Below are 14,554 nucleotides of genomic sequence, written 5' to 3'. Positions count from 1 at the left end.
TTGAAGCGGTGCTGCGGACGTTGAGCATGGCAGATGCGCGGGATCGGCGTACGACTAAAAGCGTGAACGGTATTGGCTGGGGGTCATGGCCAGGTATTTGCGAAATGCACTGCCCATGTGTGATTGATGGGCGAATCCCGAATCGAGGGCGATGCTGGCCAGGGTCAGGTCTGTGTGTTCGATCATCCGGCGTGCCGCTTGAAGCCGCACCTCCACCAGAAAAGCATGGGGCGTCAGGCCGATCGCCTGGGTGAAATCGCGAAGAAAACGCAGCGGGGTCTGCCCGTAGGTATCGGCCAATTCCGCGATCGTCAGAGGCTGCTGGAACTGTTCGGCGATCTGGTCCAGCACCCGATCGAAGGACGTGGACGTGATCCGCTGCGGGGTGTCGATTTTCCGGTGGGTCAGGCCAACCAGCGCCAGCGCACATTGTTCAAGCGCCAGTAGGTCGGACTGCGGCGCGAGCAACAGCCGCCGCAACTCTCGTGCAAGGGCCAGCGCAGGTCGATTGCCTGAAGACTGCATACGGTGGGTGACGCTGGGTAACTGTTCCTCGGCAAACTGTTCGTCCAGGCGCATCAGCAGGTATTCGCCGCCGGTGGCAGACTCGGAAAACACCTCGACGCCGATCGGTGTATAAGCCAGGACGCCGGGCAAGGTATCGAAATCCATTCGACGGTCAGAATCGATGGCGTGTACGCCCTGCTGACGCTCCAGCGTGACCCCGAGCGTTTGCGACTGCGCCGCGTCACGCGCGCTGTACGCCGCACGGGGCAAGAGTTGCAGGCAGACTTTGCCGTCGAACAAACGCTGACTCATGACGTCAGGCATGTGAAATTTCCTGATAGATCGAAACCGGGATCCACTGGACACTCTCTCGCAAAGGGTTGCCAACAACAGGAGCACGCCATGCGCACCATCGGCCTTATCGGCGGCATGAGCTGGGAGTCCAGCGCCGAGTACTACCGCCTCATCAACCAACAGGTTCGCGACCGGCTCGGGCCGTTGCGTTCGGCGAAATTGCTAATGTACAGCGTCGACTTCGGCCCTGTCGAACAGGCCCAGCATGCCGGGCGCTGGGACGATGCGGCGGCAATTCTGGTGGATGCGGCGCGCCGGCTCGAGGCCGGAGGCGCCGAGTGCGTGGTGCTGTGTACCAACACCATGCACAAGGTTGCCGGGCAAATTCAGGCAGCGATCAGTGTTCCGTTCTTGCACATCGCCGACCCGACCGGCCAGGCCGCCGTGGACGCTGGAGCGCTGAAAGTCGGTTTGCTCGGGACTGCCTTCACCATGGAACAGGACTTTCTCAAGGATCGTCTGAGCACGATGGGGTTGACGGTGCTGGTGCCGGAAACAGAGGAACGCCAGGCCGTGCACCGGATTATCTATGACGAGTTGTGCGTCGGGGTGATCAGCGAGGAATCACGCAAGATTTATCAGCAGGTCATCGAATCGCTAACCCGGCAAGGCGCCCAGGCGATCATTCTCGGCTGCACCGAAATCGGCCTGCTGATCAAACCCGAGCACAGCGCCCTGCCCTTGCTCGACACCACCGCACTGCATGCGCAGGCGGCGGTGGCGTTCGCGTTGGGCGACTGAGTCAGTCAGACCTTGGCGTGCGACGCAGGCGCGCCATGCTCAAGGTGTCGACCAGTCGGCCGTCACGCACGGCATAGTCGCGGAACAGGCCTTCGGTCTCGAAACCGAATTTGCGGTAGAGCCCGATGGCCGCTTCGTTGTCGGCGTACACCGAAAGCTCGACCCGTTGCAGGTTCATCCAGTTGTCGGCGACGTCCAACGCCGCCGCCAGCAGTTTTGATCCCACGCCTTTGCCCTGCCATTCCACTGCGACCGCCATGCCGAGACTGCCGGCGTGGCTGCGGCGAATTCGCGAGAATTGCTCCAGGCCAATGTTGCCGATGACTACGCCCTGATGCAGCGCCACCAGTTGCACCAGCCGCTCGTTGTCCGATGCCAGGCGTTGGCGCCAGATCTCGGTGGATTGAAACGGCATTTGCAAGACCTGACGGGTGATCGCCGGATCGTTGTAGAGCGCGGTGACGCCGACGATGTGGGATTCGCTGAAGCGTTCGAGGGTGATGACAGAATCGGTGGCGGGCATGGGTGACTCATCCTTGATGCAGACATGGCCGATCACTCTATAACGCGCTCTTCCTGTCTGGCGAGAACCTTTGTGGTAGCGGGCTTGCTCGCGAATGCGGTGGGTCAGTTAACATTGATTTGTCTGCCCCTCCGCTTTCGCGAGCAAGCCCGCTCCCACAATGGGACAGTGTTCAGCTTACGAACCAGTCTCGCCGTTCATTGAAGGTGTTATGGATCAGTTCGACGATCATCTGCACCTCCGCCTGACCCGCCGACTCGGCATTCACCGCCATCCACACCTGGCGCTGCATCGGCTGGTCGAACAACCCCGACAACGCCACCAGCCCCCGATCAAACTGGCTCATGTAATTGGGCAGCAAACCAATGCAGGCGCTGCAACGGATCATCTCCAGCATCAGCTCATAAGAATGCAACTGCACCACACCGGCCAAACGCTGATCCACCACGCCATTCCACGGCCGGAAACACTCGACCTGACGGTCTGGCTGCCATTGCACCAGCATGAAATCGGCCAGGTCATCGAGGCTGTCGGGCCGGGCCGCAACCCGTGAATACCGTTTGGCGATGTGTGGCAGATAATCCAGTCGGGCCAAAGGCTGAGGCTCGCTGATCGGGAAACTCGGGCCCGGCAGCGGTGACTCGGGGCCCGCCAGCCATAGCACCACGTCGGCACTGACCGCTTGCAGCGACAGCTCACTGTCCAACGTGATGATGTCGAGGCGCACGCTGGCGTTGCGTCGCAGCAGCGACACCAGGTCGCGGCCCAGGATGTCGTGCAGAATCGACTCGGAAACAGCCAGGCGGATCAACGGCTGTTCGATCACCGGCACGTCGTGTTCATGGGCCAGAGCGATCAGTTGCGCCTGAAGCTGCAACCCCTCGCGGCTCAAGGCCAGGCCATTGTCCTGATGATTGAACAACGAACACTGCAATTGCGTTTCGAGCTGCGCCAGGTGTTTGCGCAACTGGGTTGATTTGATATTGAGGCTGCGGGCCGCCTGCATGAAACAACCGCAACGGGCGCTGACCCGGAAAGACTGCGCCAGTACCGGATCGATACCGGCGGCGCGGGTGGATTCCATGAATGACATCAATGACTCCTGTCGATCTATCCTTGAAGCCCTCATCCTGCGCAGCGTTTATGAACCTGACGTGACAGCCGAAGCGGAAAATCGATTCAGCCGCCGGGGGGTTGCCGAAAACTCACCGCCAGACGATTCCAGCTATTGATGGTCGTGACGGCGATGGTCAAGTCGACCATTTCACTTTCGTTGAACTGCTCCCGAGCCAAGGCGTAGACGTCATCCGGCACATGGCTTTCAGAGAGCAGCGTTACTGCTTCGGTCCAGGCCAGCGCGGCGCGTTCGCGAGGGTTGAAGAAGCCGCTGTCGCGCCACACCACAATCGAATACAAACGCCGATCAGTCTCGCCGAGGCGCCTGGCGTCCACCGAATGCATGTCGGTGCAAAAGGCGCAGCCATTGAGTTGCGAGGCGCGGATCTTGATCAGATGCAGCAACGCCGGCTCGATACTGAGATTGCTGGTCAACGCCTCCATGGCAATCATCGCTTTCATCGCCTTGGGCGATGCGCTGTAGTAATCCAGGCGGGAACTCATGGGGGGCGGTCTCTGGGATCGAATAGAGACCTCCAAGGTAGGCGTTGATGCGCGGACCTTACAGATCCAATTCAGCGAAAAAGTCGTGGACCACTCGCCGCCAGACCAATCCGCGGTTTTTCGTCCACGCAACTTCTGCGCAGCCGCTCATGCGGGTAATCTGGCGCGACGCACACGCGCCTCAATCGCCCCAGGAGCCTCGCCGGTATGGAACTTCATGTTGTCATCAACGGCCGCAAGGACCTGGCAGGCCAGTTGTACAACCAACTGCGCAGCGCCATTGAATCCGGTCGTCTGGCAGCCGGGACGCAGCTGCCGCCCAGCCGCTTGCTGGCCGAACAGCTGGGCATTTCGCGCAAGACCATTTCCGACACCTACGCGCAACTGACCTATGAGAACTTCCTCACCGGTGTGATCGGCAAAGGCACCTTCGTCAACGCCCGCATAGCCAAAGCCGCACCCAAGCAAAGCCATTCGCAGCTGGCGAGCTTTGAGGTGATCGAGTCCTGGCGCAACCTGCCGGTGTTTCTGCGCCACCCGACGCTGGAAGGCTCATTACGCTACGACTTCATCGGTGGCGCGACCAGCAAAGGCCAGTTCCCGCAGGACGATTGGCGGCGCTGCACCTCCCACGCGTTGCGCCAGATTGCCGCCTCAAAAGGCTTCTACAGCCTGCCGGAAGGCTTGCCGGCGCTGCGCAACGCCATCGCCCGGCACATCGCGTTTTCCCGCGGGGTCAATTGCCAGGACGAAGACGTGGTGGTGTGCAACGGCGCGCAGCAGGCGCTGGACCTTATATCCCGCGTGTTGACGCGTCCCGGCAGCATTGTCGCCATGGAAGACCCCGGCTATCCGCCGGCACGCCTGTTGTTTGGCACCCACGGGGCCACGGTGATAGGGGTGCCGGTGGATGCCGAAGGGATTGAGGTGGATAAAATCCCCTTGGGCACCCGGCTGATTTACGTCACGCCGTCCCACCAGTTTCCGCTGGGCATGCCAATGAGTCAGGCGCGCCGGGTTGCGCTGCTGGAACGGGCCTACGAGTTGGGCGCGATCATCATCGAGGACGATTACGACAGCGAATTCCGCTACGAAGGCCGCCCAACCGATTCACTTCAAAGCATGGATGAGCGCGGCATCGTCGCCTACGTCGGGACCTTTTCAAAAACCATGCTGCCGGAGCTGCGGCTCGGTTATGCGGTGTTGCCGCCGGCGATTCTGGAAGCCGTGATCCGCGCCAAGCAGCTCACCGACCTGCACACCTCCACCCTGCCCCAATGGGCACTGGCCAAATTCATCGCCGAAGGCTGCCTGCTCAAGCACATCCGACGCTGCCATACGATCTATGCCGGGCGCCGCGAACGGATCCTGTCGCGCATGGCAGGCGACCTTTCACCCTGGCTGGAACCGGTGCCCACCACCGCCGGGTTCCACATGGTGGTTATGTGCAAAGTGCCTATCGATATTCCATTGGTGATCGAGTTGGCGAAAAAGGTCGAAGTCGGGCTCTACGCCATCGACAGCTTTTTCTACCAGCAAACGCCACGGGCAGGGTTTTTCCTGGGCTTTGGCGCCATCGAAACCCTGGACATCGACATCGCCCTGGACCGTTTACGTGACATTTTGCAGCAGGTGGCCTGACCGATTGGTCTGCGGCTTTATCCGGTGATTGGCTATTGGCGGTCCCAAGGTGCAGGCCTATCCTGCATAAGCGTTATCCCTCAATGAGCAGGATTCGTCCGGCCTGATTCAGGAGTGTGAGCAATGTCCAACGAAGTGACCAATACCGTAATGGTGCAGGCCGCCGCCGGCCGCTCGGAAGAACTGGGTAAGCAACTGCAAAAGATTGTCGACACCCTGCGTCAGCAACCGGGCTGTGATTCCTATATGGTCGACCGCTGCCCCGAGGACAGCAACCGCTGGACCGTCAGCGCCCGTTGGCAATCGGAAGCGGCCATGCAATCGCATTTCAACTGCCCCGAAGTACAAGGGTTTATTGGCCTGATCGACAGCCAATTGGCTAACTCCGTCGACTTCAACAGCTTCCCGATTCGCTGAACGCCCTGTAGATACCCTGTGGTGAGGGGATTTATCCCCGTTGGGCCGCGAAGCGGCCCCCTGCATTCCTCCAGACGAACAGAGTTTGCAGGATTGACGACTGCTTCGCAGCCGAACGGGGATAAATCCCCTCGCCACAGGGCAGTTACATCAATCATGGGCTGGATTGGTCCCCTCACCTTCGCGAATATTGGCTGTTTGATTGGCCCCACCTGCGGACTATCGTTGGTTTTGACAACTAACCACCGCAGGTGAAGAACCATGAAAGCTTTGCGTTTCCTTGCTGCTCCGTTAACCGCCCTCGCCCTGACTGTTTCAGCGACTGCCATTGCCCACGAAGGCCCTTCGGAGAAGGTCACGGTTCTGCAGGATGAGGCGCTGAAAAACGTGCCGGGCAAAAAAGCCATGATGATCGAGGTCGACTACAAACCCGGCCAATCCTCGATTGCCCACAAGCATGACGGCACCGCCATGGCCTACGTCCTTGATGGCGCGGTCACCTCGCAAGTGAAGGGCGAGAAAGCGACCACCTACAAGGCTGGGCAGTATTGGTACGAACCGGCCGGTTCGGAACACCTGGTCTCGAAAAACGCCAGTGCAACCAAGCCTGCCAAGCTGTTGGTATTCATGGTCTTGTCGCCGGACGAAAAAGTGTTGATCCCTTTGGAAAACTGATAGCTGAAGAGATAGCCATAAATAAAAAGACCCGAATTAACTTTCCGGGTCTTTTTATTTCCCGGCGTCATTACCGGGCATGTTTTAAACCTAATTAAACTATTGGCCACCCAACAAGTTCGGTCATTGGCTATTTCATTCAGCAGCGACAGGTTTAGTCTGGACCCACGCCGGATTAATCCGACATTACAACGTTCCGACTCAAGTTGTTTCACTGGAGAAACACCATGAAACTTGCGCTCGTCAGTACATTAACAATGACCGTTCTCCTGGCCGGCTGCTCGGTTCCCACCGCGCCCAAAGCCGTGTCTTCGCTGGACGGCCTCTTCAGCGAACCGGTTGGCCGCAGCAGTGCCACGCAGGTTCCCAACGGCAGCCAGGTTTCGTTGGGCGTCGTCTACAGCCGCAACACCCAGACCAATCGTGCCTACCTGCAGCACTACCAAGCCAACGCCGGCACCGGTTTCGGCCAGAGCCTGCTGGTGCAGTCGATCCACGACGCCTACGTCGCCACCTCCAGACCGGACCATGCGGTAGATTGGGTCAAGGCATCCTTGCAACGTCAGTTCGGCTCGGTAACCGTGTACCCGAATATGCAAAGCCTCAGGGCGGCGAAGCCCGATGTGGTCGCCATTGTCGACACCCGCAGCCAATTGATGACGTCGCGCAGTTCGGATATCGAGGCGAATGTAAGTGCGCAGTTCTATGACTCCAACTTCAACTACATCGGCACTGCACAAGGGCATGATGCCAGAGCATTGAGTCCGGTATGGGCGGATTACAAACGCAGTGAAGAGATCGTGGCGGATATTAACGAACAGCAGCACATGCAAGTCAGGGCACTGCAGAAGTTTGACCAGTCGCTCAGTAATTTACTGACCAGACCGACAAATAAAGTGTCGATGATTGATAACACAACAGCTCAGAAGTTGTATTAAGGCTAATGTCCCCATCGCGAGCAGGCTCGCTCCCACAGTTTGAAATGCATTCCAATGTGGGAGATTCTATGTTGCCCGGCAACCCTGAATTCTCAGGCTGACAGGTATTCGCTCTGATTTTTCATCAGGGCAAATGCCACTCGACAGAGCTTTCGGGCCAAGGCAACCAAGGCCTGGGTTTTCGAGAAGCCTCTAGCCAGGTATGCCTCGTAAAACGGCTTCCATTTAGGCGAGCGACACGCCGCCATTGCGGCGTTGTACGCCAAACGACGAACCTCCGGATCTCCTTTTTTGGTCAGGTACCGCTGCCCATTCTTCTTGCCGGAGTCTTCGACTGCCAAGTCCATTCCCAGGAATGCGATGAACGCATCGCTGTTCGCAAAATCGCCCCGCATAAAGGTCGTCGCCAACCCGGTTGCGGTCAGTTCCCCAACGCCTTCGATGGCTTTGCAGCGATCAATATTCGCCTCAATTCCCGCCTCTTTGCTGACCTTGCGCAGCAGTTTCTGAATCGCCTGATCCGCTTGCTTGAACGCCTTCTGCTGAGCGACCTGCACTTTCTTCAACAAGGGTTCATTGGCCCAACTCAACATCAGCCCAGCATGGTTCTGGATCAGCGTTGCACGTCTGTGAAGCAGGCTTTTCAGCGAGCTGTAGGCCTTGGGTGGCGGGCTCCAGACCCGCAGTTTGCTTTGTTCATTCTCCAGGTAACGCGCCAGCAAACGCGCATCGCAGGGATCGTTCTTGGCTCGTTGGCCAACGCCACGGCGGTAATGACTCACGCGATAAGCATCCACCACGTAGACCTGATGACCCATCTCATGGGCCAGCTCTACCGTGTCCAAGTGGTAGATGTTGGTGGCTTCAACGGCGATAGCACTTTGGGCAGGCAGGGTTTTAAGCCAACGCTTGAGGGCGGTTCGATCGTTCTTGATGTCTTGAATGATTTGCAGGTCGGTGCGATAGACAGCAATTTGGGCCTTGGCGATATCGATACCAACAACCGTCTGCGAAGTAAGGATTGTCATGACGAATCCTCGGAGCTAGGGTTTAAGTGCTTGTTGGGGTCTACCGTTGCGCTGGCTTGTCTCTATCGTCGGTTTACCGATGAATTCCTTATCGGCGCTTTGGGTAGAAGGGGCGGGACGAGAAGTCTCCCACAGTCTGTACTGGTCAGAGTCAGAATCGAGTCTGTAGTCCCACCCACCCCTTCAAGTCTAAACATACAAGCGAGCCTGCTCGCGATGAGGCCAGATCAGCCAACACAAAACCTGCAGGCAAAAAAAAGCCCCGCATCTCTCAATGCGGGGCTTTTTCATTCAACGCCTGATCAGGCAGCCGGTTCCAGCTCGGCAGCTGCAGTGACAGGCGCAGGCACTACCGTTTGCCCGCTCAACGCCAGGTCCAACAGTTCACGGTTGGCCACCGCGTACATGGCGTAGTCAGTGCCGCTGGCGGCACGGATTTCCACCAACATGGCGCGCCAGCGTTCGATCATGCCGTTGTGCTCTTTCATCCACAGCGCCAGGCGTGTTTCCACGTCCTGAGTGCCGTCGCCCTGTTGCAGGACGGAGATGGTGATCGCACGTTGCTGCCAGTCGACGTCATCACGGAACGCTTCACGGGCCAGGGCCTGCCAGTTGTTTTCAACCGGCAGAGCGCTGATCTGTTGCAGGTACCAGGTGATGTCCAGCGCGCTGCCCACGGCGAAGTAAGCCTTGGCCACGTCTGCAGGGTTCTGGCCGGTCACGTCGGAAGCTTCGATGATCGGCAGCAGGGTGTACAGGTGCGTGGTGCCAGCCACCATGCGCGCCAGCAACTCCGGCACACCGGCTTCGACGTACGCTTGATAACGCGCTTGCCAGGTTTCGCGGATCTCGCCGCTGAGCAGATCGTCGAGCTTGAGGCCCAACTCCTTCAGGTGCGGACCGAAATGCGCGACGTCACGGGCAGCATTCTGCTCGTTGCGACGGGCACGCAGGAACCAGCGCGTGGCGCGACGGCCCAGGCGCATCAGCTCGTCCATCAGCTCCAGTTGCACGTCGGCGGAGACCTGGTAATCCAGGGCTTCGATCTGACGGAACCAGTGCGGGAGATGGAAGATGTCACGCACGATCACGTAGGCACCGGCCACGTTCGCCGGGCTCATGCCGGTCGACTCTTTGAGTCGTTGAACGAAGGTAATGCCCATGTGGTTCACCAGATCGTTGGCGATCTGGGTGCTGACGATTTCGCGCTTCAGACGGTGACGGCGCATGGCTTCGGAGAACTTGCTCACCAGGCTCGGCGGGAAAGCGGTTTCCATGTCGCGCGTCAGGTAGTCGTCGTCCGGCACCAGGGAGTTGAGCAGCGCTTCCTTGAGGTCGATCTTGCTGTAGGAGATCAGCACCGACAGTTCGGCACGGGTCAGGCCATGGCCTTCCACGAGGCGTTCGTTGATTGCCTCTTCAGCCGGCAGGAACTCGATGGCGCGATCCAGCTTGCCGCGGCCTTCCAGATCGTTCATCAGGCGCTTGTATTCGGCAATCCGCACGAAAGCACGGCGGGCCGCCAAGGACAGGGCCTGAGTCTGCTTGTAGTTGTTGCCCAACACCAGATTGCCGACTTCGTCGGTCATGCTCGCCAGCAACTGGTTGCGTTGCTTGTCGGTCATGTCACCGGCCTGAACCACTTCGTTCAGCAGGATCTTGATGTTCACTTCGTGGTCGGAGCAGTCCACGCCACCGGCGTTGTCGATGAAGTCGGTGTTGGAACCGCCGCCATTGAGGCCGAATTCGACACGACCCAGTTGGGTCATACCGAGGTTACCGCCCTCGCCCACGACTTTGCAGCGCAGTTCGTTGCCGTTCACGCGCAGTGCATCGTTGGCCTTGTCGCCGACATCGGCGTGGCTTTCGCTGCTGGCTTTGACGTAAGTACCGATACCGCCGTTCCACAACAGGTCCACCGGGGCCTTGAGCAAGGCATTGAGCAGTTCGGTCGGGGTCAGCTTGTCAGCCTGGATGTCGAAGCGCTCTTTCATCTGCGGGGAAATCGCAATGCTTTTCGCGCTACGGGAGAAGATCCCGCCGCCTTCGGACATGATGCTGGTGTCGTAATCCGACCACGCCGAACGCGGCAGGTCGAACAGGCGCTGACGCTCGGCGAAGCTGTTCGCCGGCTCCGGGTTCGGGTCGATGAAGATATGCAGGTGGTTGAACGCTGCGACCAGTTGCAGCTTGTCGGACATCAACAAGCCGTTACCGAACACGTCACCGGCCATGTCGCCGACGCCCACCACGGTGATGCTGTCTTCCTGGACATTGATGCCGCGTTCGCGGAAGTGACGTTGAACGCCGACCCACGCGCCTTTGGCGGTAATGCCCATTTTCTTGTGGTCGTAACCGGCAGATCCACCGGACGCGAACGCGTCACCCAGCCAGAAGCCGTAGTCGATGGCGATACCGTTGGCGATGTCGGAGAAGGTTGCAGTGCCCTTGTCCGCAGCGACCACCAGGTACGGGTCATCGTCGTCATGACGCACGACGTTGGCCGGCGGAACCAGCGCGCCGTCTTTCAGGTTGTCGGTAATGTCCAACAGGCCCGAGATGAAGATGCGGTAGCAGGCGATGCCTTCGGCCGCGATCTCGTCTCGGCTGCCGCCCAGTGGCAGACGGCGCGGCAGGAAGCCGCCCTTCGCGCCCACTGGCACGATGACCGAGTTCTTCACTTGCTGGGCTTTTACCAGGCCCAGGACTTCGGTGCGGAAGTCTTCTTCACGGTCGGACCAGCGCAGACCGCCGCGAGCGACGTTGCCGAAGCGCAGGTGCACGCCTTCAACGCGTGGCGAGTAAACGAAGATTTCGAACTTCGGTACTGGCTTCGGCAGCTCTGGAATCTGGTGCGGGTTGAACTTGAAGCTGAAGTAGGACTTGTTCTTGCCGTTCGCATCGGTCTGGTAGAAGTTGGTCCGCAGCGTGGCCTTGATCAGGTCCAGGTAGCGACGCAGGATGCGGTCTTCGTTCAGCACCTGGACTTCGTCCAGAGCGGCGATGATCGCGTGTTCCAGGCGTTGCTGCTTGTCTTCCAGATCGTCGCCGGTGAGCTTGCGCGCCAGGTAGAAACGGGTCTTGAACAACCGGGTCAACTCGCGAGCGATGTCGGTGTGGTTGTTCAGGGTGCTGGCGATATAACCCAGGTCGAAGCCCAGGCGGATCTGCTTCATGTAACGGGCGTAGGCACGCAGCAGCGCCACATCACGCCAAGGCAGGCCGGCGGTCAGCACCAGGCGGTTGAACGCATCGTTCTCGGCATCGCCACGCACGATGTGGACGAAGGCGTCCTGCAAGGTGTCGTTGAGTTGCTGGATATCGAGTTCCAGGCCTTCAGCAGCGGTGAACGCAAAGTCGTGAATCCAGAACTCGCGGCCGCTGTTGTGACGCAGGCGGTACGGGAATTCGCCCAGCACGCGCAGGCCGAGGTTTTCCAGGATCGGCAATACGTCGGACAGCGCCAGCGGCGTGTCGGCGTGATACAGCTTGCAGTGCAGCTCGCGCTGACCGGAGACCTGGCCCAGTGGCTGATAGAAACTCATCACCAGTGGATTTTTTTCGTTCAGGCTCAGCAGGTGCTGCATGTCGACCACGGCCGAGTGGGCAGCGAAACGCTCGCGGTAACCGGCCGGGAAGCCTTTCGGGAAATCAGCCAGCACGTTGGTGCCGTGGGCTTCGCCGAAGCTTTCGACGATCAGGCTGGCGTAGTCGTCCTGCCAGCTGCGGCAGGCTTGCACGACTTCTTTTTCCAGCAGGACCGGGTCGATGTCGAGACGGTTCTTCGGATCTACGCGCAAGATCAGTTGTACGCGAGCCAGCACGGATTCGGAGAAGAAGGTCCAGAACTCGCAGTCAGAGGCTTTCAGGCGATCCATCAGCACTTGCTGGATCTTCTGGCGCACTTCGGTGGAGTAGATGTCACGCGGCACGTAGGCCAGGCAGTAGCAGAAACGGCCGTACGGGTCTTTGCGCAGGAACACGCGGATCTTGTTGCGTTCCTGGATCTGCACGATCGACATCACGGTGCTGAACAGCTCGTCCACCGGGGTCTGGAACAGATCATCGCGTGGCAGCACTTCGACCACTTGCGCCAGTTCTTTGCCCAGGTGAGCCTTGGGCTGGAAGCCGGAGCGGCGCTCGATTTCTTCGACCTTGCGGCGGATGTACGGAATGACCCGCACGCTCTCGCCATACACCGACGAGGTGTACAGGCCCATGAAACGGCATTCCTTGATAACTTTGCCGTCGGCATCGATTTCACGGATCGACACGTAGTCCGGGTAGGCCGGACGGTGCACACGGCTTGGGTGTGCAGCCTTGGCGAACGACAACAGGGTCGGTTCGCGCAGGTAGTTCACGGCATAGTCTTCGATGCGCAGGTCATCGTAGGTCAGGCCGGTGCGCAGCAGCTTGGTCAGACCCAGGAACGAATCCTGGTCGTAGACGATGTGGCCGCCGTCGACTTCGTCGCGAACCACGAATTCTTCATAGCCCAGGAACGTGAAGTGGTTGCCCACCAGCCATTCCAGGAAGCTTTTGATTTCGGCTTTTTCTTCTGGATCAACCGCGAACTGGCTGCTGTCCAGGTTGGTCAGGATTTCCTGGACCTTGGCTTTCATCGGTTCGAAATCGGTGACCGCGACGCGGACTTCACCGAGAACCTGCTCCAGCTCTTTGCTCAGGACATTGAGCTCGGCCGCATTGGCGCAACGGTCGATTTCCAGGTACATCAGCGATTCTTGCAGAATGCCTTCACCCTGAGTGCCTTTCGGCAGGATTTCCAGCAGCTCGCCCTTGCTGCCGCGACGCACGCTCAGCACAGTGGTTTGCAGGGTATGAATGCTGTAGCCGCGACGGTTCAGCTCGGTACGCACCGAGTCCACCAGAAATGGCAGGTCGTGGTGCAGCACTTCGACCGCGGTGTGGGTCGACTGCCAGCCGTGGCGTTCGTAGTCAGGGTTGTAGACGCGCACTTGCGGTTGCGCGTGATCGAAGCGCTCAAGCAGGCGCCACGCAGAAAGGGTGCAGCCGGCGAGGTCGGACAACCGACGCTGGGTCAGCTCATCCAGGGAAATGATGCCGAAAAATTGTTCAGCGAACAGCGCCACTTGTGGCAGTGCCTGTTCACTGATGTGCTGGGCCAGTGCCGCTTGCAGTTGGTGCTGGAAGTCGGCTTTGCTGGCTGCGGTGAAGAACGCCATCTGTGGTACTCCGCTTGGGCTTGTTATTGATGGAAGCGTCGCGTGCAAAACCCCTTTCGGGGCGATCCGTCACCCTGTTCCTGATTCTCGGGCAGAGGAAACAGGATGACAGGTGGGTGAAGCTGGACGAGACACTCAGGTCACATTCACCTTCCATGGATGGCTATCGGCAAAAACGCCTGTGCGATGAATTGCACAATGTCTTTACGGATATCCATTCGATGCGCAGCTTAACGAGTGCGGCAAGGCCTGTGCTTGCGGCGCTGCGACATATTCGGTCATCGGTACGCAGCTCGCGGCATACGCCTCGAACAACACTAGCAGTCGTGCAGGAAAACGGGCGTTTTATCCCCGGTTTTACGGCTTTTGCGTACCCGAAATGACCAGCAACACGCTGAGCGTTCACGACACATCCTCTGACACTCAGCCAAGCAGAAATTCCCGCGGGCTGGCAGAATCGCCTTTTATTGCGCTCTCAACGCTCGCCGAGCCAGGATTTCCCCATGCAAATGACCACCCAACTCTTGATCGTCAACCCGTGCGATGACGAAGAAGACAACATGGCCATGCTCTGCTGCCACAGCGAACAGGGCGACATGTTTCTGATGACCCGCTACCCGGACGAAGACGCGCTGGACATCACCCTTGATGGCGAACCGTCGACCCTGGACGGCGTGAAAGTGACCTTGAGCCCGACCCGCTTGCTGATCGAAATCGCCGCGGCGGATGCGGATGCGTTGAATGGGGATGATTCGCTGGAGATTATTCACAGTACCGATGCGAGTGATCTGGCTGAAATTGAATTGACCCTGCAGAACATCCTCAAGGGCACAGGGACTTATATAAGCGAGATTTGATGGTGTCTGAACGGGCCTCTTCGCGGGCAAGCCCGCTCCCACAGGGTCC

12 protein-coding genes are annotated in these 14,554 nt (G+C 59.1%); 6 read left to right on the top strand and 6 right to left on the bottom strand.

The window, feature by feature from the left end; all coding sequences use genetic code 11:
* Positions 1-54: 54 nt before the first annotated feature.
* Positions 55-831, bottom strand: a complete 777-nt coding sequence (locus ACA053_RS13385) for a helix-turn-helix domain-containing protein (protein WP_497317765.1) — start codon at positions 829-831, stop codon at positions 55-57.
* A 78-nt stretch (positions 832-909) separates the two neighbouring features.
* Here ACA053_RS13385 and ACA053_RS13380 point away from each other — a divergent pair, with 78 nt between their 5' ends.
* Positions 910-1,602, top strand: a complete 693-nt coding sequence (locus ACA053_RS13380; RefSeq protein WP_497317763.1) for an aspartate/glutamate racemase family protein — start codon at positions 910-912, stop codon at positions 1,600-1,602.
* Between the two features lies 1 nt (position 1,603).
* On the opposite strand, the gene ACA053_RS13375 is transcribed toward ACA053_RS13380, so the two are convergent.
* The 3 genes from ACA053_RS13375 to ACA053_RS13365 all read right to left on the bottom strand — a co-directional run bounded on the left by ACA053_RS13375 (position 1,604) and on the right by ACA053_RS13365 (position 3,745).
* Positions 1,604-2,125, bottom strand: a complete 522-nt coding sequence (locus ACA053_RS13375) for a GNAT family N-acetyltransferase (RefSeq protein WP_497317761.1) — start codon at positions 2,123-2,125, stop codon at positions 1,604-1,606.
* A 172-nt stretch (positions 2,126-2,297) separates the two neighbouring features.
* Positions 2,298-3,218 (bottom strand): LysR substrate-binding domain-containing protein, encoded by a 921-nt coding sequence (locus ACA053_RS13370; RefSeq protein ID WP_497317759.1) that lies wholly within the window; start codon positions 3,216-3,218, stop codon positions 2,298-2,300.
* Between the two features lie 86 nt (positions 3,219-3,304).
* The gene (locus tag ACA053_RS13365) at positions 3,305-3,745 is read right to left on the bottom strand and encodes a carboxymuconolactone decarboxylase family protein (protein WP_497395872.1); all 441 of its coding nucleotides are present in this window, start codon (positions 3,743-3,745) and stop codon (positions 3,305-3,307) included.
* A 207-nt stretch (positions 3,746-3,952) separates the two neighbouring features.
* Between ACA053_RS13365 and pdxR the strand changes: the two genes are divergently transcribed.
* The 4 genes from pdxR (at position 3,953) to ACA053_RS13345 (ending at position 7,416) form a co-directional block, all read left to right on the top strand.
* Positions 3,953-5,386, top strand: coding sequence for a MocR-like pyridoxine biosynthesis transcription factor PdxR (gene pdxR / locus ACA053_RS13360; protein WP_497395870.1), 1,434 nt, complete (start codon positions 3,953-3,955; stop codon positions 5,384-5,386).
* Positions 5,387-5,509: 123 nt separating this feature from the next.
* Complete coding sequence (locus ACA053_RS13355) at positions 5,510-5,803, top strand: antibiotic biosynthesis monooxygenase family protein (RefSeq protein ID WP_109630639.1); 294 nt, start codon at positions 5,510-5,512, stop codon at positions 5,801-5,803.
* Positions 5,804-6,064: 261 nt separating this feature from the next.
* Entirely contained in the window at positions 6,065-6,478 is a 414-nt protein-coding gene (locus tag ACA053_RS13350; protein WP_497317753.1) for a cupin domain-containing protein, read from the top strand.
* Between the two features lie 227 nt (positions 6,479-6,705).
* Positions 6,706-7,416: an ATPase gene (locus ACA053_RS13345; protein WP_497395868.1), complete on the top strand. Its 711-nt coding sequence runs from the start codon at positions 6,706-6,708 to the stop codon at positions 7,414-7,416.
* 92 nt (positions 7,417-7,508) lie between these two features.
* Here ACA053_RS13345 and ACA053_RS13340 read toward each other — a convergent pair whose 3' ends face one another.
* Together ACA053_RS13340 and ACA053_RS13335 are read right to left on the bottom strand one after the other, a co-directional pair.
* Complete coding sequence (locus ACA053_RS13340; protein WP_497312732.1) at positions 7,509-8,444, bottom strand: IS110 family transposase; 936 nt, start codon at positions 8,442-8,444, stop codon at positions 7,509-7,511.
* A 302-nt stretch (positions 8,445-8,746) separates the two neighbouring features.
* Complete coding sequence (locus tag ACA053_RS13335) at positions 8,747-13,648, bottom strand: NAD-glutamate dehydrogenase (RefSeq protein ID WP_497395866.1); 4,902 nt, start codon at positions 13,646-13,648, stop codon at positions 8,747-8,749.
* A 503-nt stretch (positions 13,649-14,151) separates the two neighbouring features.
* Between ACA053_RS13335 and ACA053_RS13330 the strand changes: the two genes are divergently transcribed.
* Positions 14,152-14,505: a hypothetical protein gene (locus ACA053_RS13330; RefSeq protein ID WP_497317748.1), complete on the top strand. Its 354-nt coding sequence runs from the start codon at positions 14,152-14,154 to the stop codon at positions 14,503-14,505.
* Positions 14,506-14,554 lie beyond the last annotated feature (49 nt).

It is taken from the genome of Pseudomonas sp. LBUM1672, from assembly GCF_059695655.1.
The sequence above is the reverse complement of the archived record's forward strand: the minus strand, read 5'-3'. Positions and strand labels throughout refer to the sequence as shown.

Bases quoted from the DNA above. Each gene is read 5' to 3' on its own strand.
- ACA053_RS13385 (WP_497317765.1), bottom strand. From the start codon at position 831: ATGCCTGACGTCATGAGTCAGCGTTTGTTCGACGGCAAAGTCTGCCTG.
- ACA053_RS13380 (WP_497317763.1), top strand. From the start codon at position 910: ATGCGCACCATCGGCCTTATCGGCGGCATGAGCTGGGAGTCCAGCGCC.
- ACA053_RS13375 (WP_497317761.1), bottom strand. From the start codon at position 2,125: ATGCCCGCCACCGATTCTGTCATCACCCTCGAACGCTTCAGCGAATCC.
- ACA053_RS13370 (WP_497317759.1), bottom strand. From the start codon at position 3,218: ATGTCATTCATGGAATCCACCCGCGCCGCCGGTATCGATCCGGTACTG.
- ACA053_RS13365 (WP_497395872.1), bottom strand. From the start codon at position 3,745: ATGAGTTCCCGCCTGGATTACTACAGCGCATCGCCCAAGGCGATGAAA.
- pdxR (WP_497395870.1), top strand. From the start codon at position 3,953: ATGGAACTTCATGTTGTCATCAACGGCCGCAAGGACCTGGCAGGCCAG.
- ACA053_RS13355 (WP_109630639.1), top strand. From the start codon at position 5,510: ATGTCCAACGAAGTGACCAATACCGTAATGGTGCAGGCCGCCGCCGGC.
- ACA053_RS13350 (WP_497317753.1), top strand. From the start codon at position 6,065: ATGAAAGCTTTGCGTTTCCTTGCTGCTCCGTTAACCGCCCTCGCCCTG.
- ACA053_RS13345 (WP_497395868.1), top strand. From the start codon at position 6,706: ATGAAACTTGCGCTCGTCAGTACATTAACAATGACCGTTCTCCTGGCC.
- ACA053_RS13340 (WP_497312732.1), bottom strand. From the start codon at position 8,444: ATGACAATCCTTACTTCGCAGACGGTTGTTGGTATCGATATCGCCAAG.
- ACA053_RS13335 (WP_497395866.1), bottom strand. From the start codon at position 13,648: ATGGCGTTCTTCACCGCAGCCAGCAAAGCCGACTTCCAGCACCAACTG.
- ACA053_RS13330 (WP_497317748.1), top strand. From the start codon at position 14,152: ATGCAAATGACCACCCAACTCTTGATCGTCAACCCGTGCGATGACGAA.